Origin of the sequence: Streptomyces meridianus, from assembly GCF_023703325.1 — a bacterium.
Classification (GTDB): domain Bacteria; phylum Actinomycetota; class Actinomycetes; order Streptomycetales; family Streptomycetaceae; genus Streptomyces; species Streptomyces meridianus.
Genome location: NZ_JAMQGM010000033.1, coordinates 87465 through 108168, shown reverse-complemented (window position 1 = coordinate 108168; position 20704 = coordinate 87465). Strand labels below are relative to the sequence as shown.

General features: G+C 70.1%; 19 protein-coding genes, 2 pseudogenes and 1 riboswitch. Of the genes and pseudogenes, 4 read left to right on the top strand and 17 right to left on the bottom strand.

The features are described 5' to 3' along the window. Positions 1-169 precede the first annotated feature (169 nt). Complete coding sequence (locus M1E25_RS16120) at positions 170-994, top strand: VOC family protein (RefSeq protein WP_251415968.1); 825 nt, start codon at positions 170-172, stop codon at positions 992-994. Positions 995-1082: 88 nt separating this feature from the next. On the opposite strand, the gene M1E25_RS16115 is transcribed toward M1E25_RS16120, so the two are convergent. The 10 genes and pseudogenes from M1E25_RS16115 to M1E25_RS16070 form a co-directional block, all read right to left on the bottom strand. After that, positions 1083-1286 carry a DUF397 domain-containing protein gene (locus M1E25_RS16115; RefSeq protein WP_251415965.1) on the bottom strand — a complete coding sequence of 68 codons (204 nt, stop codon included), beginning with the start codon at positions 1284-1286 and terminating at the stop codon, positions 1083-1085. A 14-nt stretch (positions 1287-1300) separates the two neighbouring features. Next, positions 1301-1606, bottom strand: a complete 306-nt coding sequence (locus M1E25_RS16110; protein WP_308290437.1) for a Scr1 family TA system antitoxin-like transcriptional regulator — start codon at positions 1604-1606, stop codon at positions 1301-1303. 160 nt (positions 1607-1766) lie between these two features. Then, positions 1767-2438 (bottom strand): ATP-binding cassette domain-containing protein, encoded by a 672-nt coding sequence (locus tag M1E25_RS16105; RefSeq protein WP_251415959.1) that lies wholly within the window; start codon positions 2436-2438, stop codon positions 1767-1769. After that, a complete protein-coding gene (locus M1E25_RS16100) occupies positions 2435-4525 on the bottom strand; it encodes a bacteriocin-associated integral membrane family protein (RefSeq protein ID WP_251415956.1) in 2091 nt (696 codons plus the stop codon). The genes M1E25_RS16105 and M1E25_RS16100 overlap by 4 nt, the downstream gene beginning before the upstream one ends. 117 nt (positions 4526-4642) lie before the next feature. Beyond that, positions 4643-4825 (bottom strand): annotated as a pseudogene (locus M1E25_RS16095) (lactococcin 972 family bacteriocin); the annotation flags it as partial. 112 nt (positions 4826-4937) lie between these two features. Next, positions 4938-5576 carry a tyrosine-type recombinase/integrase gene (locus tag M1E25_RS16090; RefSeq protein WP_251415952.1) on the bottom strand — a complete coding sequence of 213 codons (639 nt, stop codon included), beginning with the start codon at positions 5574-5576 and terminating at the stop codon, positions 4938-4940. Further along, positions 5498-6154 carry a helix-turn-helix domain-containing protein gene (locus M1E25_RS16085; RefSeq protein WP_308290436.1) on the bottom strand — a complete coding sequence of 219 codons (657 nt, stop codon included), beginning with the start codon at positions 6152-6154 and terminating at the stop codon, positions 5498-5500. The genes M1E25_RS16090 and M1E25_RS16085 overlap by 79 nt, the downstream gene beginning before the upstream one ends. 401 nt (positions 6155-6555) lie before the next feature. Further along, positions 6556-6975, bottom strand: a complete 420-nt coding sequence (locus M1E25_RS16080; protein ID WP_251415950.1) for a PIN domain nuclease — start codon at positions 6973-6975, stop codon at positions 6556-6558. After that, positions 6975-7229, bottom strand: a complete 255-nt coding sequence (locus M1E25_RS16075; RefSeq protein ID WP_251415948.1) for a type II toxin-antitoxin system VapB family antitoxin — start codon at positions 7227-7229, stop codon at positions 6975-6977. The genes M1E25_RS16080 and M1E25_RS16075 overlap by 1 nt, the downstream gene beginning before the upstream one ends. A 242-nt stretch (positions 7230-7471) precedes the next feature. Continuing rightward, positions 7472-7696 (bottom strand): annotated as a pseudogene (locus tag M1E25_RS16070) (DNA helicase UvrD); the annotation flags it as partial. A gap of 2 nt (positions 7697-7698) precedes the next feature. Between M1E25_RS16070 and M1E25_RS16065 the strand changes: the two are divergent. Then, a complete protein-coding gene (locus M1E25_RS16065; protein WP_251415946.1) occupies positions 7699-8025 on the top strand; it encodes a hypothetical protein in 327 nt (108 codons plus the stop codon). A 52-nt stretch (positions 8026-8077) separates the two neighbouring features. Here the strand turns inward: M1E25_RS16065 and M1E25_RS16060 are convergent, their stop codons facing one another. The 4 genes from M1E25_RS16060 to M1E25_RS16045 form a co-directional block, all read right to left on the bottom strand. Next, positions 8078-8710: a thymidine kinase gene (locus M1E25_RS16060; protein WP_251415944.1), complete on the bottom strand. Its 633-nt coding sequence runs from the start codon at positions 8708-8710 to the stop codon at positions 8078-8080. Positions 8711-8787: 77 nt separating this feature from the next. Then, a complete protein-coding gene (locus tag M1E25_RS16055) occupies positions 8788-9987 on the bottom strand; it encodes an alkaline phosphatase family protein (protein ID WP_251415941.1) in 1200 nt (399 codons plus the stop codon). Next, complete coding sequence (locus M1E25_RS16050) at positions 9987-10580, bottom strand: DUF5998 family protein (RefSeq protein ID WP_251415938.1); 594 nt, start codon at positions 10578-10580, stop codon at positions 9987-9989. The genes M1E25_RS16055 and M1E25_RS16050 overlap by 1 nt, the downstream gene beginning before the upstream one ends. Before the next feature lie 60 nt (positions 10581-10640). Beyond that, positions 10641-13451, bottom strand: coding sequence for a bifunctional acetate--CoA ligase family protein/GNAT family N-acetyltransferase (locus tag M1E25_RS16045; RefSeq protein WP_251415936.1), 2811 nt, complete (start codon positions 13449-13451; stop codon positions 10641-10643). Positions 13452-13615: 164 nt separating this feature from the next. Here M1E25_RS16045 and M1E25_RS16040 point away from each other — a divergent pair, with 164 nt between their 5' ends. Next, entirely contained in the window at positions 13616-13897 is a 282-nt protein-coding gene (locus M1E25_RS16040; RefSeq protein ID WP_251415934.1) for an HPr family phosphocarrier protein, read from the top strand. A 136-nt stretch (positions 13898-14033) separates the two neighbouring features. On the opposite strand, the gene M1E25_RS16035 is transcribed toward M1E25_RS16040, so the two are convergent. The 3 genes from M1E25_RS16035 to M1E25_RS16025 all read right to left on the bottom strand — a co-directional run bounded on the left by M1E25_RS16035 (position 14034) and on the right by M1E25_RS16025 (position 17984). Beyond that, positions 14034-14813: a M23 family metallopeptidase gene (locus tag M1E25_RS16035; protein ID WP_251415932.1), complete on the bottom strand. Its 780-nt coding sequence runs from the start codon at positions 14811-14813 to the stop codon at positions 14034-14036. Positions 14814-14826: 13 nt separating this feature from the next. Continuing rightward, a riboswitch (cyclic di-AMP (ydaO/yuaA leader) is annotated at positions 14827-14981 on the bottom strand. A 226-nt stretch (positions 14982-15207) separates the two neighbouring features. Beyond that, complete coding sequence (locus M1E25_RS16030; protein WP_285830842.1) at positions 15208-16575, bottom strand: M16 family metallopeptidase; 1368 nt, start codon at positions 16573-16575, stop codon at positions 15208-15210. A gap of 20 nt (positions 16576-16595) precedes the next feature. Next, on the bottom strand, positions 16596-17984 hold the full coding sequence (locus M1E25_RS16025) for a M16 family metallopeptidase (RefSeq protein WP_251415928.1): 1389 nt from the start codon (positions 17982-17984) through the stop codon (positions 16596-16598). Positions 17985-18172: 188 nt separating this feature from the next. Here M1E25_RS16025 and M1E25_RS16020 point away from each other — a divergent pair, with 188 nt between their 5' ends. Further along, positions 18173-20638: a DNA gyrase/topoisomerase IV subunit A gene (locus M1E25_RS16020; RefSeq protein WP_251415925.1), complete on the top strand. Its 2466-nt coding sequence runs from the start codon at positions 18173-18175 to the stop codon at positions 20636-20638. Positions 20639-20704 lie beyond the last annotated feature (66 nt).

The following is a 20704-nucleotide window of genomic DNA, read 5'->3' as shown; positions in this document are numbered from 1 at the left end:
GCTTCCACAACGGCCGGAAACGGCAAATCGGCCGTCCCCCGACAGGAAGGTGCCGAAACCGGCGCGGCCAGGGCATACAACGCGCGGTGTGGTGCAAGCATCTTGACGGGGTAACCGCAGATGCATCCGACCGCACCGGTCGGCGCCTCGAGTTCTTGAGGAGTGGATGATGGGAACCGGGCAGCGGGTGTCCGAGCGCAGCCATCGGACGATCGCGGGGCAGGGGCCGCACGCGCCCTGGTGGGTGAGCCTGATGGTCCACGACCTGAGCGCGACCCAGGACTTCTACGGGGGACTGTTCGGCTGGACGTTCGCCCCGGGGCCCAGGCAACTCGGGCCGTACGTCCGGGCGATGCTGGACGGGCACGTGGTCGCCGGTCTCGGCAGGCTTCCGGACGACCGGGGGCTGCTGCCCGCCTGGACGCCCTATCCGCTGAGCGGCGACGCCGACCTCACGGCCGAGGAGATCCGCTTCCACGGCGGCACGGTGGCCGTCGGACCGCTGGACACCGGTGACGCGGGCCGGCTGGTGATCGCCTCCGACCCGACCGGGGCCGTCTTCGGCGTGTGGCAGCCCCACGAGGACGCGGACGGCGCGATGCCGTCGGGGCCGGGGACGCCGGTGTGGAACGAGCTGACGACACCCTTCTCCGTCGCGGCAGGAACGTTTTACGCGTCCGTCTTCGGCTTCGAGGTGGAGTCGGTTGCCGGCGCCCGCCCCGGTCGGCTGACGCTGCTGCTCGACGGCAGGCCCGTCGCCGCCCTGCGGGAGCCGGACGACGGCGCCCCGGGGCCTCAGGGATCGCACTGGAGGACGTACTTCGAGGTCGAGGACGCCGACGGGGCGGCTGCCCGGGTCGTCGAGCTGGGCGGACGGGTGCTGCGCGGACCGTCGGACGGCCCGGCCGGGCGGACGGTGACGGCGGCGGACCCGGACGGGGCGGTGTTCGCCCTGGTGGATCCTGCGAACGGGGCGGTGCAGCAGAGTGGTTGAGCCGCTGCGACCGGATCGGCTGTCCTTCCCCCCGGGGGGATGAGGCACGCCGAACGGCCTCCGCTCGCTCGGCCACCGCGCCCGGGGCTCAGAGTTCGCCGAAGGACTCCGCGCGGGTGCGGGCGATGAAGGCGGCCCATTCCGTCGCCGAGAAGCGCAGCACCGGGCCGCGGCGGTTCTTCGAGTCCCGGACGTGGACGGCGGACTCCGCCGCGGCCACCTCCACACAGTCGCCGCCGCTGGTTCCGCTGTAGCTGCTTTTGAACCAGGCCAGTTCGCAGGAGCTGTTCATGTCGTCTTCTCTGCTCATTGCTCCCCCGCCACGCGCTCGATGAGACGTGCGGACTCTTCGGTGTTGAGAGCCTGCGTGCGCAGCATTCCATATCGCAGCCAGAATTCGCTCACCTCGTTCCGATCGGTCCTGACACTGACGACATCCTGCGCCTCGATGTAGACGCACTGCCGTCGTTCCATGGTCTCCAGCAGAACCATCGGGCCGTTCAGACCACTGTGTGCCGCACGCTTCGTCGGCATGACCTGAACTTCGACGTTCCGCATGTTCGAGCATTCCAGCAAGGTGGTCAGCTGCTCCGACGTGGCGATCAATACCACGATCGAGCGATCACGAACCGAGAAAGATCGGACTTAACGTCCACTCAGAACACCCGGAGAGCGACGCGTTGGATGATCGTCAGCGCGTGGGTGCCGTAGACGAGGAAGACGACGGCGGCCACGGCGAGGATTCCTGCGAGAGACCAGGTGAGACGGGGGTTCATGCGGCGGTGATCTCCTTGGCGGGTTGAGGGTGGGTGGTGATTCCTACCTGCAGGACGCTGTCGCACAGGTCCCTGACGATGGCGTCGTGGGTGGCGATCACCACGGCGCAGCCGGCGTCGGCCAGGGCGCGGAGAGTGGCGATGACCATGTGGGTGTTGTCGAGGTCGAGGGCGCCGGTGGGCTCGTCAGCCAGGACGATGGCGGGTTGCTTGACGATGAGGCGGGCGAGGGCGACGCGTTGTTGTTCACCGCCCGAGAGGCGGTGGACGATGTCGTCTCCGCGACCGGCGAGTCCGACCTGCTCCAGTGACTGGGCGAGGGTGGGGCGGGATCCGTGGTTCGAGCGGACGGGCTTGATGGCGACGCTGAGGTTGTCGGCGACGGTGGCGTTGTCGATCAGGGCGTAGTTCTGGAAGAGGTAGCCGAGTGTGTCGCGGCGATAGGCGCGGGCCCTGCGTGGGCTGAGCCTGGTGATGTTCTGGTCATGGTGGCGCATGGTGCCGGTGGTGGGAGTGTCGAGGAGGCCGAGGCAGTTGAGGAGGGTGGATTTGCCTGATCCGCTGGGGCCGGTCAGGGCGAGCATCCGCCCGGCCTCGATGGTGAAGGTCAGGTCCTGCCAGAGGACGCGGGGGCCGAAGGACTTGGACAGCCCGGTCAGGTCGATCACGCTTCGGTCGATCCTTCCTTGACGATGCGGCGGTGGAAGAAGGCCAGGACGGTGAGGGCGGTGGCGATCTCGACCGCGACGAGGCCGATGATGAGGGTCAGGTCCTGGCCGGTGATCGTCATCGGGTCACGGGGGGCAGGGATGCCCATGGTCTTGTACTGCTCGAGGCCTTGATTCCACTGGTGGACCTGGTAGGGGAGCCAGGAGACGAGCAGGGCGACGATCGCAGCCTCGGCGGCCAAGAGGGTGCGGTGGGTGGTAGCGAAGGTCCAGCCGTGGATGTGCCGGGCGAAGATTCGCTGGGCGTTTTTGCGGGTGTGGACGATGACGACGCCGACGCCGGTGACGAGCAGAACCAGGAGGGCGACGGCCAGGTTGAACAGTCGCAGCCGGAAGTCCGCAGTGATGTCGCGGATGGCCTGGGCGGCGTCGGCAGCGATGGGACTGATCCCGACGACCTCGTTGCGTAGATGGTGGGCGTCGATGCCGGAGGTGACGTCGGCCGGATCGGGGAAGACGATGCTGCGCTTGGAAGCGTAGGCGGTGTAGCCCTTGTCGCTGATGTAATCGGTGCCATTGGGAAGGACGACGATGACCGGGTCGGTGAGGAAGGACTCGTCCGAGAGCCGGTCCTGTCCGGCCTCGCGGGTGCCGCGTGCGTTGTAGGTGAAGATCTCCTGGCTGTCCGCGGTGGTCTTTGCATCGATCTGCCCGGATGAGATCTGGTCCGGGTCGGAAGGGCTGACCAGTCCGGGCACCAGGGTCGTGAGCTTGTCGGCATGAGCGGCGAGGTGTTCTGGAACCAGCAGCAGGATGCGGCCGTCGTCGCCTGTGGCGGCAGGATAGGGGCGCCCGCTCGGGGCGAGGATCTTCTGCTGATCGAGGAACGTCTCATTGACCACCATCAGGTCGTCGGCCGGGATGCCCTGGGCGTCGCGGGAGCGTGCGAGGTCCTTGTGGCCGGCGAGGACGATCTGGCCGTCGGCATCGGCCCGGCGCAGCCAGGGGCCAGCCTTCGCCTCCAGCTTCTTCAGCGCGTCGGGGGCGCCGAGGTAGCCGTTGAGGCGAATGGTGGAGGCGTTGCCCGCCTTCTCGTACACGCTGAAGGTGCCTTCGCGCCGGGCGAGGTCCTGTCCGGCCTGCAGGACCGAGGCGGCGATACCGAGGGCGAGCAGGAGGGCCGGCACACGCACGAGGTAGGCGGCGGCCGCGGTGGAGCGGGCGGGTATCTCGCCCTTGAGGGCGGACAGAATGCTGGTGCGCGCGGTCAGGGTGAGCATCGCGGCATGGGTGGCAAGGACAAGTACTGTGAAGAAGAACGCCGTTGCGGCCGTGAGCAGGGCGAATAGACCGAACCAGGCAAGGTGGTTGTACCAGGCCAACAGGGCGGTCGCCACGACCGTCACGACCCCGAGTACGGCCGTCCAGAAGCGGGCGAGCCGGCGCAGGTCGCGGGCGAGGATCGCGGGCAGGGACATGCCCTGCAGGCGCAGTACTCCGTAGGCCTTGGCGTTGAGCAGGACACCAGCGCCGGTCATGGTGACGACGACCAGGGCGACGACGACCAGGGAACCGGCCAGGGCGCTGCCGCCGTAGGCGTAGGAGAGCTGGTCGAGGGAGGCCGGCTGGGGGTGCCATGGTGTGAGGCCGTGCTGCTCCAGCAGGCCGAGGAAGGGCCGGACGGTGTCGGGATCGCCGAAGAGGTAGTACAGGCCGCGCGGGTCGCGGTCTGCGACCTCGGAGAACGGCCGAGTCGTGGTGACCTGGCCGGGGCTGAACTCAGGGTAGCCGCTGTCGAGCCACTCGGCGCGGGGGCCGGTCGGGGTCAGGTAGAGGTCGCGGCTGCGATCGGGGTGTTCCAGGTCGGGTTCCTGGCGGCCCACGGTGACACCGTGGTCGCGGGCGAACGCTTCGACGGCTTGCTCGATGGCGCGGCTGCCACTGGTGTCCCGCGACTCCGTGACCTGGACGACCGCATCGTAGCCCAGAGTCCATTGGTCTTCGAAGCTCCTGAGGAACAGGAAGGAAAACAGGGCGGAGAACGCCAGGATGACGGCGTGGGCGAACTTGACGCCTCGATGCAGCATACGTGTCCTACGAGACTGTGGGGGATCGATTGGCCGGATGACGGAAAGCACGCATGCCCCCGAAGGGCCGCGATGCGCGGGCCCCTTCGGGGGCATGCTACGCGTACTGCTGACTGGTCAGCAGGTGGTCCTGTAGTAGGACTCGTTGCCCGAGAGGGCGGCGTCCGCTCTCGTGATGGACCAGTTACCGGCGGACGCCTCGTCGCTGTCGATGTATTGGCCGACCGACGTCGAGCCGTGGCACTTGGACCCGTGGTAGTAGTCCGACCACACGTAGGAGGTGCCAGCCCCGTAGTCCCAGGTGCCACCGCCGACTTACGCGATGGTAGCCATAGCGGGAGCGGCGCCGGCAACGATCAGCGCTCCGGACATGGCTGCGATCTTGAGTGCGCGCTTGAGCATCGCTATCAACTCACTTTCGAGGGAGTGTGTATACGCCAACTGATCTCGAGCACACAAAATGATTACAAAGAGCAGCCGGGAGGGGGGGAGTGAAGATCAAGGCAAACATCGGCATGAATCGATCTTGATTTATCACGCATCGCGTACACGTGAACGCCCAGTGTGCACATTTGTGATCAACCTGGGTGGCGCTGAACGAGAACGCCGCTGCCTCTTCAGTCGCGCCAACCCGAGGGCAGCCGAAATGCGCCGGAAACGTGCCGTAGGCCGCTGTGATCAAGCCCGACGGCGGGCAGCCGGGTCGCTCGCGGCGACCGCGTCGACGCCGGGGTGGGCGTACCGCTCCAGAGACCGTACGGAGGCGTGGCGGGAGCGGGCAGGCAGCATCGGCGTTGACGTGCCGCGCTCGGCATCGTGCGTCGACGCCTTGGGCCAAGAGGAGAGTTGCGCAGGTGTGGCGCAGGTCGTGTACCCGCACGCGTCGATTGATCGCGGCCTTCTTGCACACCGCGGAGAAGTCCCGGTTGAGGTTCCCGGGCTCGATCGGCCGCCCTTCTCGAGTGACGAAGATCAGCCCGTTCGGATCCCAGGTGCGGCCGGTCGTCGCCTGCTCTGCACGCAGCCTGAGCCGCTGCCACCGCAGTGCCACATCACACGCCTTCCGCCTACGGCTCGGTGCAGCGCCGCCTCCTCGATGATGAAGACAAAGACGATGGGCGGACTCTTGCGGGCGAGCAAGGCTTGACGAGCCAGGCGCGCGGCGACACGTTCATCAACGGTCTGCACGTCAAGGGGTGGGAAATGCGCGCTGATCAGCGTGCGGGCGTAGTCCTCCGTCTGCAGCAGGCCGGGGACGAGTAGGGGGTCGTAGGAGAAGCGGCTCACCGCTTCGGTCTCCAGTCGGGCGAAGTCCTGGAAGAACGCGGGCAGTTTGGCCAGGTCCACCTGCTCCTGGAGGGCTTGCAGGGCCCCGCCGGCATCGAGGACGCGTTCGGCGGCCGTGGTGAATGCGGCCTTGGCGGGGCGGCGGGCCCGTTCCACGGAGGCGACCAGCTCGCAGGAGTAACCGATGGCGTCGGCCAGTTGCTGCTGGGTGAGCCCGGCCCGCTCTCGGAAGAGCTTGACCAGCTTGCCGTAACCGACCCAGATGCCGGGCCGGTCGTCGTCCGTCTCTTGATGCCGGGGGTCATGCCGGGGGTCCCGCCGTTGGGACCGGATGGTTTCCATACGTGTCCCGCCTCACGCCTCGCCGAGTTGGAAGGGCTCCACACGGCGAACGCGACGGCACGCCGGGCGGTCACGGAGCCCAACCCGTACAAGCTGCTGCCCGACCCGTACCGCTGGGCGGCGTACTGGGCTCCGACATGATCAGGCGCACCACGTGGCGAGAAGATCACGGCGTGAACCCGGCTCAGAGGCGACTTCGCCGCGATCTGCTCGAAGAGCCCCTCGCTGAGAACGAGTCCCGGACAGAGACGATCCCCCAGGAGATGCACGATCGCGCTGCCCAGGCGCTCCGTGCGGCCGAGGCCCTTGCCGATCATGATCCGCAGCGCCGGGATGGTGCGGCCTGCTGGCGTGCCTGAGGTCCCCCGCCGACGCCCTTGATCAATGGTCAGGCGACCTGCTCAACGATCGGCGGTGCCCGGTGGGACGACCCATTCGGTTGGCTGACCGGTCAGGGAGGCGATCATGTCGAAGTCGCCGTCGTAGTGGAGGACCGTTCGCCGGTTCAGCTCCGCTGTGGCGGCGATGAGCAGGTCGGGAAGGGAGAGGGCACGGTGGAAGCCGGCGTTGAGGGCGTGGCGCTGGATCTCCAGAGCGCGCTCGAAGGCGTCGTCGTCCGTGGGCAGGTAGTCGAAGGCGTGGAGCCAGGTGCTGATGCGGGTAGCCTCGGCGCTGTCCCGTGCCGAGTGGATCATCTCGAACTCGGTGGGCCGGCACACCGCGAGGAGGTAGCGCTCGTGGAGTGGCTTGAGAACCTCTTTGACGTGCGGCTTCGTCCAGCGGGCCATCGCGGACTTGTCGATCAGGTAGCGGTCCTGCATCAGGCCGCGCGACCTCCGTCGTGACCGTTGCCGCGCTTGAGGGAGCCGTCGGCATTGCGGGGCCCGGTGGTCTCGACGATTTCACTGAAGTCGAGGTCACCGGCGTCCATCGCGTCGAAGAACTCCTGGCGCAGGTGCCGCTTCACGGCATCCTCCATGGCAAGGCGGACAGCCTTGGCCTTCGTCTTGGTGCCGAAGATGCGCATGGCCTCGGCGACCATGTCGTCATCGAGGTCGATCACGGTTCTGGCCATGCGAGCGGGTCCTTCCGGGGAATCCATGGAAATCCAGAGCACGAAAACGATACCACTAAACGATAGCGACCGATATCGTTTGCGCCGTGCGAGTATGACCCGAGCGCGGCCGTGGATCGGCGGCCCAGCGCGATCTGCTCGAAGAGCTCCTCGCCGAGAACGAGTCCCGGGCAAGGCCGATCCCCGAGGAGATGCACGATCGGGCTGCCGCCCCCACCAACCCCTCGTCGCAAGCGCTCGGTTCAACCGGCGGCCGCCCCCGCCTCGGTGAGGAACGGGCTCGGTTCGCCGTGCCAGGACACGTACAGGCCGTCCCGGGCCCGCGTGCACGAGACGAAGAGCAGGCACCGCTCCGACATCAGGTCCGTCTCGTGCTGGACCGCGTCGATCTCGACAGGGGTCAGCGCCCGCGGGAACGGCAGGGCTTCGTCGTGCACCCCGATCACGACCACGCACCGGAACTCGACTGATGGCACGCATGGATGCGGCCGCCGACACGGCCAACTCGAATGTGCTGCTGCACTTGTCGGCGCACCGGGCTGTGGTGGGCTCGATCAATCATGTCGGCATCGTCGTCGGTGAGTTCCGCGGGCCACTCGGAATCAAGTCCGGTCGACATTCAATGGAGGCCACGCGATGGTGGGACGCGGTCCGGGATCCGGCGCAATTGAAGAACGCGGCCGTAGAAGCGGGGCGCAAAGCGGCCATAGGAGCGGGGGTGGCGGTCGTGGGGATTACGGGGGTCTGGGCGAGCCGCGCCGCCCTTGCCCGCGAACAACGCGGCGAAGAGGAGTGAGAGATCGCCGGCCGTCAGCCGTATGGACTCACGCGAACTGAACCCGCAGCCGTCACAGGGACACAGAAGGAGAAGCCACCCGCGCCGTGACCGCCGTCATGCGGCGGCGGTGGTGGCGGCGGCACAGCACCTCGTAGCCCACCTCGCCCACGCCCCGGTCCACGTCACCGATCACGACCTGTTCGCCCTCGACCACCATCACGCCGTCCAGGGTCCGGGCGTTGTGGGTGGCGCGGGCTCCGCACCAGCAGAGCGCCTCGACCTGGAGCGTCTCCACCCGGTCGGCCAGTTCGATCAGCCGCTGCGACCCGGGGAACAGGGCGGTACGGAAGTCCGTGGTGATGCCGAACGCGAAGACGTCGAGGCCCAACTCATCAACGACATCGGCCAGTTGCTCTATCTGCGGCACGGTCAGGAACTGCGCCTCGTCCACGATGACGTAGTCCGCCCGGTCGCCGGCCCTGATGCGGCCCGACAGATGGCCGTGCAGGTCCATGCCGTCCTCGACCTCGACCGCCTCGGTCACCAGGCCCAGCCGGGAGGACAGCTTTCCCTCCCCCGCCCGGTCGCCCTTGGTGAAGACCACCCCGACGAGGCCCCGAGCGGACCTGTTGTGCCCGATCTGCAGAGCCAGGGTGCTCTTGCCGCAATCCATCGTTCCACTGAAGAACGCCAGCTCGGGCATGGCGGTGCGAGAACCTTTCGTGGAGGCGGCGGCACGGACGGCGTGGGCGCGGGGCCCCGCACCGTCCGCGGGTGCGTTCAGGAGCGTACTTCGAGAAGCGGAACGAGTTGTTCCACAGCTGTCATCGAACCGTGCAGGCCGACCATCGCGGACTCGTTGGGCTCGGTCCGTGAGGCGACGATCGCCATGTCATCGGCAGCGGCGGCGACCACGTCCCCGATCCGCGCCACGACCCGCTCGTCGACCTCGGGGCCGAACCACCCCGCCGCGATCGCCTGCTCGCGGGTCGCGACCCACATCCGGTCGCCGAGGACCTCGGACCAGACCGCGGCCACATCGGCGGCCGCACCGGGCACCGCGTAGACGTGCCGGGCCCGGCCCTCGCCACCGAGCAGGGCGACTCCTGCGCTCAGCTCCCAGTCCTCGTCGAAGTCGATGCGGGAGTCCTCGTCGAAGGGGATGTCGATCATTCCGTGGTCGGCGGTGACGTACAGGACGGAACGCGGCGGCAACTGCTCGGCGAGGCGCTGCGCGAGGCGGTCGACGTACATCAACTGCCCCCGCCAGGCGTCGGAGTCGGTGCCGAAACGATGTCCCTTGCCGTCGACCTCGCTGTAGTACGTGTACACGAGAGCCCGGTCGGCGCAGGCCAGTTGCTCCGCGGCGAGGTCCATCCGCTCCTCACCGGTGAGCCGGCCGTGGAACCGGCCGCCGCTCAGCGCGATCCGGGTCAGCGGAGTGTGCTCGAAAGCGGGTGAGGAGACCTGACAGGTGTGCACCCCCGCCGCGTCGGCCAGCGAGAAGACCGTCGGATACGGCTGCCACACGTGCGGGTCGGTCCAGGGCTGCCAGCGCAGCTGGTTCATCAGCGCGCCGGTGCCGGGGTCACGCACGGTGTAACCGGGCAGGCCGTGCGCGCCCGGAGTGAGGCCGGTTCCGACGGACGCCAGCGAGGTTGCCGTCGTCGACGGGAAGCCTGCCGTCAGGGGCTCGCCGCGGCCGCCGCAGGAACTCGCGAGCAGCGAGGTCAGGAACGGTGCCTCGTCGGGATGGGCCTTGAGCAGCTCCCAGCCGAGCCCGTCCACGAGGAAGACGCACACCCGGTCCGCCGTGGGCAGGTCCAGTCCGGACTCCAGCCCGGGCACGCCGAGCCCGGCGGCAACGGTCGGCAGCAGGTCGTTGAGGGCGCCCGTGCCGTAGCGCGGCAGCGGGGCAGCCACCGGATCGAGCGGCACGGGTTCCTGCCAGGCGGCGTCCGCGGTGGTCGGCTGAACCATCAGCGACCGGTCGTCGAGGCGACCGTGGCCTCCGACAGCGCCTGCGCGAACGCCAGGGCCTGCCGGACCGTCTCCGGTCCGTCGCCGGCCTCGCTGACCCGCAGGCTCAGGTCGTCGGCAGTGGACGAGCCCGTGTAACCGTGGTCGGCCTCGCAGTTGGGGTCGCCGCAGGAGGCGGGCTCCAGGTCGAGCCGGCTCACCGCGCCCCAGCCGATGGTCAGCACCACCTCGCGGGGCAGCGTGCCGGGCTTGTAGGACTCCGGGTTCGCCACGACGCGGCTGAGCACCACGGACGAGATCCGCTCCAGCCGCACCGACTCGGTGGACGTCGTGGCGTACGGGGAGGGCGACGTCCCGTCGGCGGCCTGCTCGTCGGTGTGGCTGACGATGAAGCGGGTGCCGGTGAGGACGAGGACCGTCACGTGCCGGCGGACCTCGTTCGAGTCGAAGGTCGTCTCCTGATGGACCAGGAACGACGTCACCGGCTCGCCGCCCACGGCGGTCTCCACCGCCTCGGCCACGAGCGCCGGGTAGTAGCCGCTGCGCTCGATCGCGGAGTGCAGCCCCTGGGTGGTCGTACCGGTCTTCGCCATGAGGCCATCCTACGGGGCGGCGCAGCCCCTGCTTGCTCCCCGTCTACTGAGGCCGCGGCCTCAGTAGACGGGGAGCCGCCGGGGGCCGAGGTCGGCTCCGCCGGAGAAGGGCTGTGTCCGCGCGAGACGGACGGACGCACCCAGCACGCTCACCCCGCGGGTGGCGACGACCACCGGCTCGAGTTCGATGTCGACGACCTCCGGATGGTCGTCCACCAGCCGTGACAGCCGCAGCAGCAGTTCCTCGAGGGCGGCCGTGTCGACCGGTTTCGCGCCGCGCCAGCCGAACAGCAGCGGCGCGGTCCGGACGGAGCGGAGCAGAGCCGCCGCCTCGCGGTCGGTGACGGGGACGAGCCGGTGCCCGGTGTCGCCGAGCAACTCCGAGGGCGCTCCGGCGATCCCGAACGAGAGCACCGCCCCGGCGGCGGGATCGATGGCGGCCCGGACAACCGTGTCCACGCCGCGTGGGGCCATCGCCTGGACCACCGGACACAATTCCTCCGCGGTGCCGAGGGCGGCGGTCATCTCGTGGTGGGCCCGGCGCAGCTCGATCTCGGTGGTGAGGTCGAGCCGGACCCCGCCGAGGTCGGCACGGTGCCGCAGGTGCGGGGCGGTGGTCTTGAGCGCCACGGGGTAGCCGAGGCGGCCGGCGGCCTCGGCGGCCGCATCCGCGTCGAGGGCGGGCAGCGTGGGACGGACCGTGATTCCGTACCGGCCGAGCAGCCGTTCCGCATCGGCCGGCGGGAGCGGAACGGCGCCCTCCGGCCCGGCGGCGCCGCCGGTGCCGGCTGCGAGCAGCCGTGCGATGTCGTCGCCCGCCGCGCTCTCCTCGATGTCCTCGTATTCGGGCACCCGGCCCGGTTCCGCCGACTGGCGCTTCCAGTCCGCGTACCGCGCGGCCTCGGCGAGGGCCCGCACCGCCCGTTCGGCGGCCGGGTAGGTGGGGATGTCGAGGCCGGGTACGACGTCCCGGCCGTCGTCCCCCGGAGAGCCGGCCCCGGTGTCCGAACCGCTGAGCGCCTCGGCGAGTCCGCCGATCTCCAGGTCGACCACGGCGACCGGTTTCGAGATTCCGGTTTCGGCCCGGGCCGCGCGCAGGGCGGCGCCGAGGGCCTGTCCGAAGTCGGGGCTGGGGGCTTCCTCCTCCCCGACATAGGGAATGGCGTTCACGACGACGGCGTCACAGAGATCGTCCGCCAGCGCGGTGGCGAGGGCCGCGCGGAAGTCCTTGGGGGTGGCGGCGGTCGTCAGGTCGCGGGGGCTCAGCGGACGCAGCTGCTCCGTCAGGCACGCGTCGTACGTCAGCAGCCCCAGGGACTCCGAGTTGCCGAGGATCGCCACCCGGGACCCGGCCGGCAGGGGCTGTGCGGCCAGCAGCAGCCCGGCGTCGACCAGTTCGGTGACCGTGTCCACCCGGATGACGCCGGCCTGCCGCAGCAGCGCCGAGACGGTGGCGTCGGGCATCCGCGTGGTGGGCACCGCGTGACCGGTGGGGGCGCTGCCGCTGTGCCGGGCGCCCTTCACGACGACGACGGGCTTCGCAGCGGCGGTCCGCCGGGCGAGCCGGGTGAACTTGCGCGGGTTACCGATGGACTCCAGGTACATGAGGGCGACGTCGGTATCGGGGTCCTCGTGCCAGTACTGCAGCAGGTCGTTCCCGGAGACGTCGGCCCGGTTCCCGGCGGAGACGAAGGTGGAGATGCCGAAGCGTCCGGCACCGCGCCGGTGCAGCGCGGACAGCAGGGCGATGCCGATGGCCCCCGACTGGGTGAACAGCCCGAGGCGGCCCGGGGTGGGCAGCTCCGGCGACAGGGAGGCGTTGAGCCGGGCATCGGCGGTGTTCATGACGCCGAACGCGTTGGGCCCGATGATCCGCATGCCGTACGAGCGTGCCTGCCGCAGCAGTTCGCGCTGGCGTTCCCGCCCCTCGGGGCCGCTCTCGGCGTAACCGGAGGAGAGGACGATCAGCCCCTGGACGCCGTGCTCGCCGCACTGGGCGACCACGGAGGGCACTGCGGGTGCGGGGACGGCGATGACGGCGAGGTCCAGCGCTCCCTCGATCTCGAGGACCGAGCGGTGCGCCGGCACGTCCTCGGGGTCGAGCCGGGCCAGGTCCTCGGCGAAGGCGTGGTTGACGGCGTGGACGGGGCCCTTGAAGCCCGCCTCGAGAAGGTTGTGCAGCACGGTCCGGCCGATGCCTCCGGGGCGGCGGCCGACGCCGATGACGGCCACCGAGCCAGGGGTGAGGAGCCGCTGGACGGAGCGGGCCTCGGCACGCTGCTCGCGTCCGCGCATCACGGCCAGCGACTGTTCCGTGGGCTCGAGGTCGAACTCGAGGCGGACGACGCCGTCCTCGAAGCTGCGCTTCTGGGTGTACCCGGCGTCCGTGAACACCTTGATCATCTTGGTGTTGGCGGGGAGCACCTCGGCGGCGAACCGCCGGATGCCCCGCTCCCTGGCGACCGCGGCGATGTGTTCGAGCAGGGCGGAGGCGACACCGCGTCCCTGGTGCGCGTCCTGGACCAGGAAAGCGACCTCGGCCTCGTCGGCCGGGGAGCCGGCGGCACGGCCGGAGGCGTCGATGCGGTCGTAGCGCACGGTGGCGATGAACTCGCCGCCCACGACCGCGGCGAGGCCCACCCGGTCGACGTAGTCGTGGTGCGTGAACCGGTGGACGTCCCGGTCGGACAGGCGGGGGTACGGGGCGAAGAAACGGTAGTACTTCGACTCGTCCGAGACCTGTTCGTAGAAACTGACCAGGCGTTCCGCGTCCTGCGCGGTGATCGGGCGGATGCGTGCCGTGCCGCCGTCGCGCAGCACCACGTCCGCTTCCCAGTGTGTCGGGTAGGCATGCTCCGCCGGGGTGCGCATGCGCCCAGCCTACGGGCGAGACGGGTTCCGGTGGAGAGTCGTGCAGGCCTCTCGGTGCGCAAGGACGGGCGGTCGGCGCGGACGGGCGGAGCCCGCCCGGTCACCGGGTCGGCGGAAAATGAGAAGCTGGTCGGGTACCACCGTGCAAACCGAAGGGCATCACCATGGCAGAGCGCCGCGTCAACGTCGGATGGACCGAGGGGCTGCACGCCCGGCCCGCATCGATCTTCGTCCGCGCGGCGAGTGCCGCCGGTGTCCCGGTGACCATCGCCAAGCCCGGCGGCAACCCGGTGAACGCCGCCTCCATGCTCGCCGTGCTGGGGCTCGGCGCGCAGGGCGGGGAGGAGGTCGTCCTCGCTTCCGAGGCCGAGGACGCCGAGGCCGCACTCGACCGCCTGGCGAAGCTCGTCGCCGAGGGGCTCGAGGAGCTTCCGGAGACCGTCTGAGCCGGCCGGAGCGCGCAGCGCGAAGGGGCCGTGGCGGCAGGAGTGCCGCCGCGGCCCCTTTCGACGGCGTTTCGTCGGGGGCGTTCCGTTCGCGGTCCGCCCGCGCGGAGCTCGCTTGCGCCGGTCCGAGCGCGGTTCAAAGGCTGAGGCCGTGGGCCCTGAGGTAGGCGACCGGGTCGATGTCCGAGCCGTACTCGGCCGTGCTGCGGGCCTCGAAGTGCAGGTGCGGACCGCTGGTGTTCCCGGTGCTGCCGGAGAGACCGATCTGCTTGCCCGGCGTGACCGACTCCCCCACCGAGACCGCGATCGAGGACAGATGCGCGTAGTGGGTGTACGAGCCGTCGCGCATCTTGATGACGATGTTGTTGCCGTAAGCGCCGCCCCAGCCCGCTTCCACGACGGTGCCCGCGCCGACGGCGTGCACCGAAGTGCCCGGATCCGCGTGGAAGTCGATACCGGTGTGGCTGCCCGACGACCACGCGCCGCCCGACGCCTGGTAGCCGGTGGAGACGGAGGAGCCCTTGACCGGCAGCACGAAGGTGTTGAGCCTCTTGCGCTCCCGTGCGCGGGCGGCCCGCTCCTCGGCCTCCCGCTTCCGCTCCGCCTTCTCGGCCGCGATCCTGCGGGCCTCCTCGGCGCTCCTGCGCGCCTCGGCCCGGGTCCTGGCCTGCGCGGCAGCGGCCTCGGCGGCGACCTTCTGGGCCTCGGCCTGGGCATCGACGACGTGGGCGAGCGAATCGCCCATCACGGAAGCCTGACGGAGACCGGCCGGCGCGGGGGCCCCGTGGGCCGCAGCAGGTCCTGCCAGCGTGGTGACGACTCCGGTGGTGGCGAGGGCTGCAACACCGACATTGGTACCGGCCCGCGCGACGCGCCCGGGGCGCCGGTGCTTGCCGTTGGCACGCGTGAACGCCATGTGGCGGCGTACTCCTTTCCTTCCCTGTCGCCTGCCGGGTTAGCTGACGGGTTCGGAGCAGGAAGGTCTCCTACGGGCCGCTCGTTGCGAACTGCCCGATTCACCCCAGGGGATCGGGTCCCCGGCTCCCCTGACTCACGTCGTACGGGGACTCGGCGATCGCTGCCCGGTGCCGCGAGTGCGGCTGATGCCTGGCCGGACAGCCGGGCCACGCTAAACAGGGCAACTTCCCATCGCCAAACTCAAACGGGCTTTTGTCGCGCATGCCACAGGCGAAACGGACCCCCGGCAAGGAACCCGGGCATACGCGAACACCCCGGCACCGCGTGGGATGCCGGGGTGTTCCGGTTCGCCCGACGTGCAGTCAGGGTGGCCGGTGCGCAGCGGTGTCGGGTCAGCCGCTGACCACCGTGACCTCGCCGATGCCCAGTTCCGTCACGGCCTCGGTGATCACCGAGGCGTCGCCGACCAGAACGCTGACCAGCCGGTCCACCGGGAAGGCGCTGACCGCGGCGGCGGTCGCCTCGACGGTGCCCGTCTCGGCCAGGCGCGCGTACAACTGGGCCTGGTAGTCGTCCGGGAGGTGCTGCTCGACCTGGTCGGCAAGGGTGCTCGCGACGGCCGCCGCGGTCTCGTACTTGAGCGGCGCGACGCCCACCAGGTTCTGCACGGCCACGTCGCGTTCGGCGTCGTCAAGGCCCTCGGCCGCGAGGGTGCGCAGCACCCGCCAGGCATCGGCGAGAGCCGGGCCGGTCACCTCCGTCGCCACCGAGCCGCTGACGGCGAGCAGCGACGCGCCCGAACCGTCGGCGGCGGAACGGATCACCTGACCGAAGGCACGCACCCCGTAGGTGTAGCCCTTCTCCTCGCGCAGCACCCGGTCCAGGCGCGAGGTCAGGGTGCCGCCGAGGCAGTACACCCCGAGTACCTGGGCGGGCCAGACCCGGTCGTGACGGTCCGGGCCGATCCGGCCGATGAGCAGCTGGGTCTGGACGGCGCCGGGGCGGTCGACGATGACCACCCGGCCACTGTCGTCGGCGGTGATCGGCGGCATGGGCCGCGGCTGGGCGGAGTCGCCGGTCCACGCGCCGAGCGTCGCGGCGAGTTCCTTGTCGAGGTCGATGCCGGTCAGGTCGCCCACCACGACGACGGTGGCCGTCGCGGGCCGTACGTGCGCCTCGTAGAAGGCGCGCACGGCCGCTGCGTCGATGCGCTCGACCGTTCCCTCGGTGCCCTGCCGCGGGCGGGACAGGCGGGATTCGGCCGGGAACAGCTGCTTGGAGAGTTCCTTCGCCGCGCGCCGGGCCGGGTTGGCCTGCTCGTGGGGGATCTCGTCGAGCCGGTTGCGGACCAGCCGCTCGATCTCGCTCTCGGGGAACGCAGGGGCGCGCAGTGCGTCGGCGAGCAGGTCGAGCGCCTTGGGCAGCCGGGAGGCGGGCACTTCGAGGGAGACGCGGACGCCGGGGTGGTCGGCGTGCGCGTCCAGGGTGGCGCCGCAGCGCTCCAGCTCCGCCGAGAACTCCTCGGCGCTCAGCTTGCCCGTGCCCTCGGAGAGTCCCCGGGCCATGATCGTGCCGACCCCGTCGAGGCCCTCGGGTTCGGCGTCGAGGGGGGCGTCGAGGTTGATCTCGACCGCGACGATCTGCTGGCCGGGGCGGTGGCAGCGCAGCACGGTCAGGCCGTTGCCGAGTACGGACCGGTCGGGGGCCGGGAAGGCCCACGGCTTGGCCTCGCCGCCCTGCGGCTGCGGGTGGAACTTCATCGAGGTGACTGCGGCGTCGCTCACTGGGCCGCCTCCGCTTCCGTGTTGTCGCCGTGCTCGCCGTGCTCGCCGTGCTCGCCGTCGCCGGCGGCCTCAGTGCTCTCGGGGCTCGTCGGTTCGTACACCAGCACCGCGCGGTTGTCCGGGCGCAGCCGGGCCGCGGCCACGGCCTGCACCTCCTCGGCGGTGATGTCCAGGACCCGGTGCACGGCGGTCAGCGCGAGCTGCGGATCCCCGAACAGCACGGCGTACCGGCACAGTTCGTCGGCACGGCCGCCGACGGTCGCCAGCCGTTCGAGCCACTCGCGCTCGATCTGCGCCTGGGCGCGTTCCATCTCCTCGGCCGTCGGGCCCTCGGCGGCGAAGCGGGCGAGTTCGTCGTCGACTGCAGCCTCGATGGCCGGCACCTCCACACCGCCGGAGGTCTTCACGTCCAGCCAGCCCAGCGAGGGCGCGCCCGCCAGGCGCAGCAAACCGAAACCGGCCGCGACGGCCGAACGGTCCCTGCGCACCAGGCGGTTGTGCAGTCGCGACGACTCACCGCCGCCGAGGACGGTGAGCGCCAGGTCCGCCGCGTCGGCCTCGCGCCGGCCGTCCTCGGGCAGCCGGTAGGCGGCCATCAGGGCCCGGGCCGGCACCTCGGCGCGGACCTCCTGCCGGAGTTCCCCCCCGATGACGTCGGGCAGCGAACCGTCCCGCGGGGGCTGCTTGCCGTCGTGCGAGGGGATGCTGCCGAAGTACTTCTCGATCCAGGCGAGGGTCTGCTCGGAGTCGATGTCGCCGACCACGGAGAGCACAGCATTGTTCGGCGCGTAGTACGTGCGGAAGAAGTTCTGCGCGTCCTCGAGCGAGGCCGCGTCGAGGTCGGCCATCGAGCCGATCGGGGTGTGGTGGTAGGGGTGCCCCTCGGGATACACCATCGCGGTCAGCTTCTCGAAGGCCGTGCCGTAGGGCACGTTGTCGTAGCGCTGGCGGCGCTCGTTCTTCACGACGTCGCGCTGGTTCTCCATGCTCTCCTCGTCGAGCGCGGAGAGCAGGCTACCCATCCGGTCGGCCTCGAGCCACAGCGCGAGCTCGACCTGGTGGGCAGGCATCGTCTCGAAGTAGTTGGTCCGCTCGAAGCTCGTGGTGCCGTTGAGCGAGCCGCCTGCGCCCTGGACCAGCTCGAAGTGGCCGTTGCCCTTGACGCTGGCCGATCCCTGGAACATCAGGTGCTCGAAAAGGTGAGCCAGACCGGTGCGGCCCTTGACCTCGTGGCGCGAACCCACGTCGTACCAGAGGCAGACCGCGGCGACCGGGGTCAGGTGGTCCTCGGAGAGCACCACGCGCAGGCCGTTGGCCAGGCGGTGCTCGGTCGCTGTCAGGCCGCCGGAGCCGGCCTGTTGCGTGGCCGTGTGACCCATGGGCATGTACGTCCCTTCGATCGCGTGCAGACTTCGTTGTCGAGTCGCTGCCACTGTATGCAACCGTGCTGGGACCTGCTGACGTTCCCGTACGCTGCGGCGTTGACCGGGTCCCGGATCCCGCTGTCCGAGGGTGGGTCCACAATGGTCCCGTCACCAACCCGCTCAGGCACTTCTAAGGAGCAGCAGCCGCGATGGCCCGCCGCAGTACGAAGACCCAGCCGCATGGGGGCACCTCCGCAGAGGACATCGAGGAGCGCATCCTCGACGTCGACGTCGTCGACGAAATGCAGGGATCCTTTCTGGAGTACGCCTACTCGGTCATCTACTCGCGCGCGCTGCCCGACGCCCGCGACGGGATGAAGCCGGTGCACCGGCGCATCGTCTACCAGATGAACGAGATGAACCTGCGCCCCGACCGCGGTTACGTGAAGTGCGCGCGGGTGGTCGGCGAGGTGATGGGAAAGCTGCACCCGCACGGTGACGCCTCGATCTACGACGCGCTGGTGCGGATGGCGCAGCCGTTCTCGATGCGGCTGCCGCTGGTGGACGGGCACGGCAACTTCGGCTCGCTGGGCAACGACGACCCGCCGGCCGCGATGCGCTACACCGAGTGCCGGATGGCGTCGGCGACCTCGTTGATGACGGAGTCGATCGACGAGGACACGGTCGATTTCACGCCGAACTACGACGGCCAGGAGCGCGAACCGGTCGCGCTGCCCGCCGCGTATCCGAACCTGCTCGTCAACGGTGCCTCGGGCATTGCCGTGGGCATGGCGACGAACATGCCGCCGCACAACCTCGGCGAGGTGATCGCCGCTGCCCGCCATCTCATCAAGCACCCGGGCGCCGACCTCGAGACGCTCATGCGATACGTGCCGGGGCCCGATCTGCCGACCGGCGGCCGGATCGTGGGGCTCGACGGCATCCGCGACGCCTACGAGTCCGGGCGCGGCACCTTCAAGATCCGCGCGACGGTGTCGGTCGAGGACGTCACCGCACGCCGCAAGGGGCTGGTCGTCACCCAACTCCCGTTCACCGTCGGACCCGAGAAGGTCATCTCCAAGATCAAGGACCTGGTGGGCGCGAAGAAGCTCCAGGGCATCGCGGACGTCAAGGACCTCACGGACCGGTCACACGGTCTGCGCCTGGTCATCGAGGTCAAGAACGGCTTCAACCCGGAGGCGGTGCTCGAGCAGCTGTACAAGCTGACGCCGATGGAAGACTCCTTCGGCATCAACAATGTGGCCCTGGTGGACGGACAGCCGCTCACCCTGGGCCTCAAGGAACTGCTCGAGGTCTACCTGGACCACCGCTTCACCGTGGTCAGGCGGCGCAGCGAGTTCCGGCGCGGGAAGAAGCGCGACCGGCTGCACCTGGTCGAGGGCCTGCTCGTTGCGCTCATGGACATCGACGAGGTCATCCGCATCATCCGGTCCAGCGAGAACTCGGCCGAGGCGAAGCAGAGCCTGATGGAGCGCTTCTCACTGAGTGAGATCCAGACGCAGTACATCCTGGACACTCCGCTGCGCCGGCTGACGAAGTTCGACCGGATCGAGCTGGAGTCGGAGCGCGACCAGTTGGGCGCCGACATCGAGAAGCTGACCCGGATCCTGGAGTCCGACGCCGAGCTGCGCAAGCTCGTCTCGAGCGAGCTGGCTGCCGTGGCGAAGAAGTTCGGCAACGAGCGGCGGACGGTGCTCCTGGAGTCCGGCGCGGCTCCGGTCGCCGCAGTGCCGCTGGAGGTTTCGGACGACCCGTGCCGCGTCCTGCTGTCGTCCACCGGCCTGCTGGCCCGCACGGCGACCGGCGAGCCGATCGCCCTGGAGGACGCGAAACGGTCCAAGCACGACGTGATCGTGTCGGCGGTCCCGACGACGGCCCGTGCCGAGGTCGGCGCGGTCACCTCGGCCGGGCGTCTGCTGCGGCTGACGGTGATCGACCTGCCGATGCTCCCGGAGACCGCAGGGACGCCGAACCTGTCCGGCGGCGCCCCGATCGCCGAGTTCCTGACCCTGGAACCCGACGAGCAGATCATCTGCCTGACCACGCTGGACGAGTCCTCGCCGGGCCTCGCCCTCGGCACCGAACATGGTGTTGTGAAGCGTGTGGTGCCCGACTACCCCTCCCACAAGGAGGAGTTGGAGGTCATCAGCCTCAAGGAGGGTGACCGCGTGGTGGGCGGCGCCGAGCTGCGGACCGGCGAGGAGGATCTCGTCTTCATCACCGACGAGGCGCAACTGCTCCGCTACCCCGCGGGCCAGGTCCGTCCGCAGGGGCGCCAGGCCGGCGGCATGACGGGCATCAAACTGGGCGATGACGCCAGGGTCATCTCGTTCACGGCGGTGGATCCGGCCGCCGACGCGATCGTGTTCACCGTCGCCGGCTCGGACGGCACACTCGACGACAACGGGCAGGGCACGGCCAAGCTGACGCCGTTCGAGCTGTACCCCCGCAAGGGACGGGCCACCGGCGGCGTGCGCTGCCAGCGCTTCCTCAAGGGGGAGAACCGCCTCGCCTTCGCCTGGGCCGGGCACACTCCCGCGCTGGCCGCCAAGGCCGACGGCTCCCCCGTCGCCCTGCCGGAGCCCGACCCCCGGCGTGACGGTTCGGGCACCCCACTGGCCAAGCCGGTCGCGGTGGTCGCCGGACCCGTGTGACGGGAGGGCATGACGGATTGTCCGTGGGGGCGCGGCACCGGGTGGTGCCGCGCCCCCACGGACGTT

Bases quoted from the DNA above. Each gene is read 5' to 3' on its own strand.
- M1E25_RS16060 (WP_251415944.1), bottom strand. From the start codon at position 8,710: ATGCCCGAGCTGGCGTTCTTCAGTGGAACGATGGATTGCGGCAAGAGC.
- M1E25_RS16030 (WP_285830842.1), bottom strand. From the start codon at position 16,575: ATGAAGTTCCACCCGCAGCCGCAGGGCGGCGAGGCCAAGCCGTGGGCC.
- M1E25_RS16055 (WP_251415941.1), bottom strand. From the start codon at position 9,987: ATGGTTCAGCCGACCACCGCGGACGCCGCCTGGCAGGAACCCGTGCCG.
- M1E25_RS16045 (WP_251415936.1), bottom strand. From the start codon at position 13,451: ATGCGCACCCCGGCGGAGCATGCCTACCCGACACACTGGGAAGCGGAC.
- M1E25_RS16035 (WP_251415932.1), bottom strand. From the start codon at position 14,813: ATGGCGTTCACGCGTGCCAACGGCAAGCACCGGCGCCCCGGGCGCGTC.
- M1E25_RS16065 (WP_251415946.1), top strand. From the start codon at position 7,699: ATGGCACGCATGGATGCGGCCGCCGACACGGCCAACTCGAATGTGCTG.
- M1E25_RS16050 (WP_251415938.1), bottom strand. From the start codon at position 10,580: ATGGCGAAGACCGGTACGACCACCCAGGGGCTGCACTCCGCGATCGAG.
- M1E25_RS16100 (WP_251415956.1), bottom strand. From the start codon at position 4,525: ATGCTGCATCGAGGCGTCAAGTTCGCCCACGCCGTCATCCTGGCGTTC.
- M1E25_RS16080 (WP_251415950.1), bottom strand. From the start codon at position 6,975: ATGCAGGACCGCTACCTGATCGACAAGTCCGCGATGGCCCGCTGGACG.
- M1E25_RS16115 (WP_251415965.1), bottom strand. From the start codon at position 1,286: ATGAACAGCTCCTGCGAACTGGCCTGGTTCAAAAGCAGCTACAGCGGA.
- M1E25_RS16040 (WP_251415934.1), top strand. From the start codon at position 13,616: ATGGCAGAGCGCCGCGTCAACGTCGGATGGACCGAGGGGCTGCACGCC.
- M1E25_RS16020 (WP_251415925.1), top strand. From the start codon at position 18,173: ATGGCCCGCCGCAGTACGAAGACCCAGCCGCATGGGGGCACCTCCGCA.
- M1E25_RS16075 (WP_251415948.1), bottom strand. From the start codon at position 7,229: ATGGCCAGAACCGTGATCGACCTCGATGACGACATGGTCGCCGAGGCC.
- M1E25_RS16120 (WP_251415968.1), top strand. From the start codon at position 170: ATGGGAACCGGGCAGCGGGTGTCCGAGCGCAGCCATCGGACGATCGCG.
- M1E25_RS16025 (WP_251415928.1), bottom strand. From the start codon at position 17,984: ATGCCCATGGGTCACACGGCCACGCAACAGGCCGGCTCCGGCGGCCTG.
- M1E25_RS16085 (WP_308290436.1), bottom strand. From the start codon at position 6,154: ATGGAAACCATCCGGTCCCAACGGCGGGACCCCCGGCATGACCCCCGG.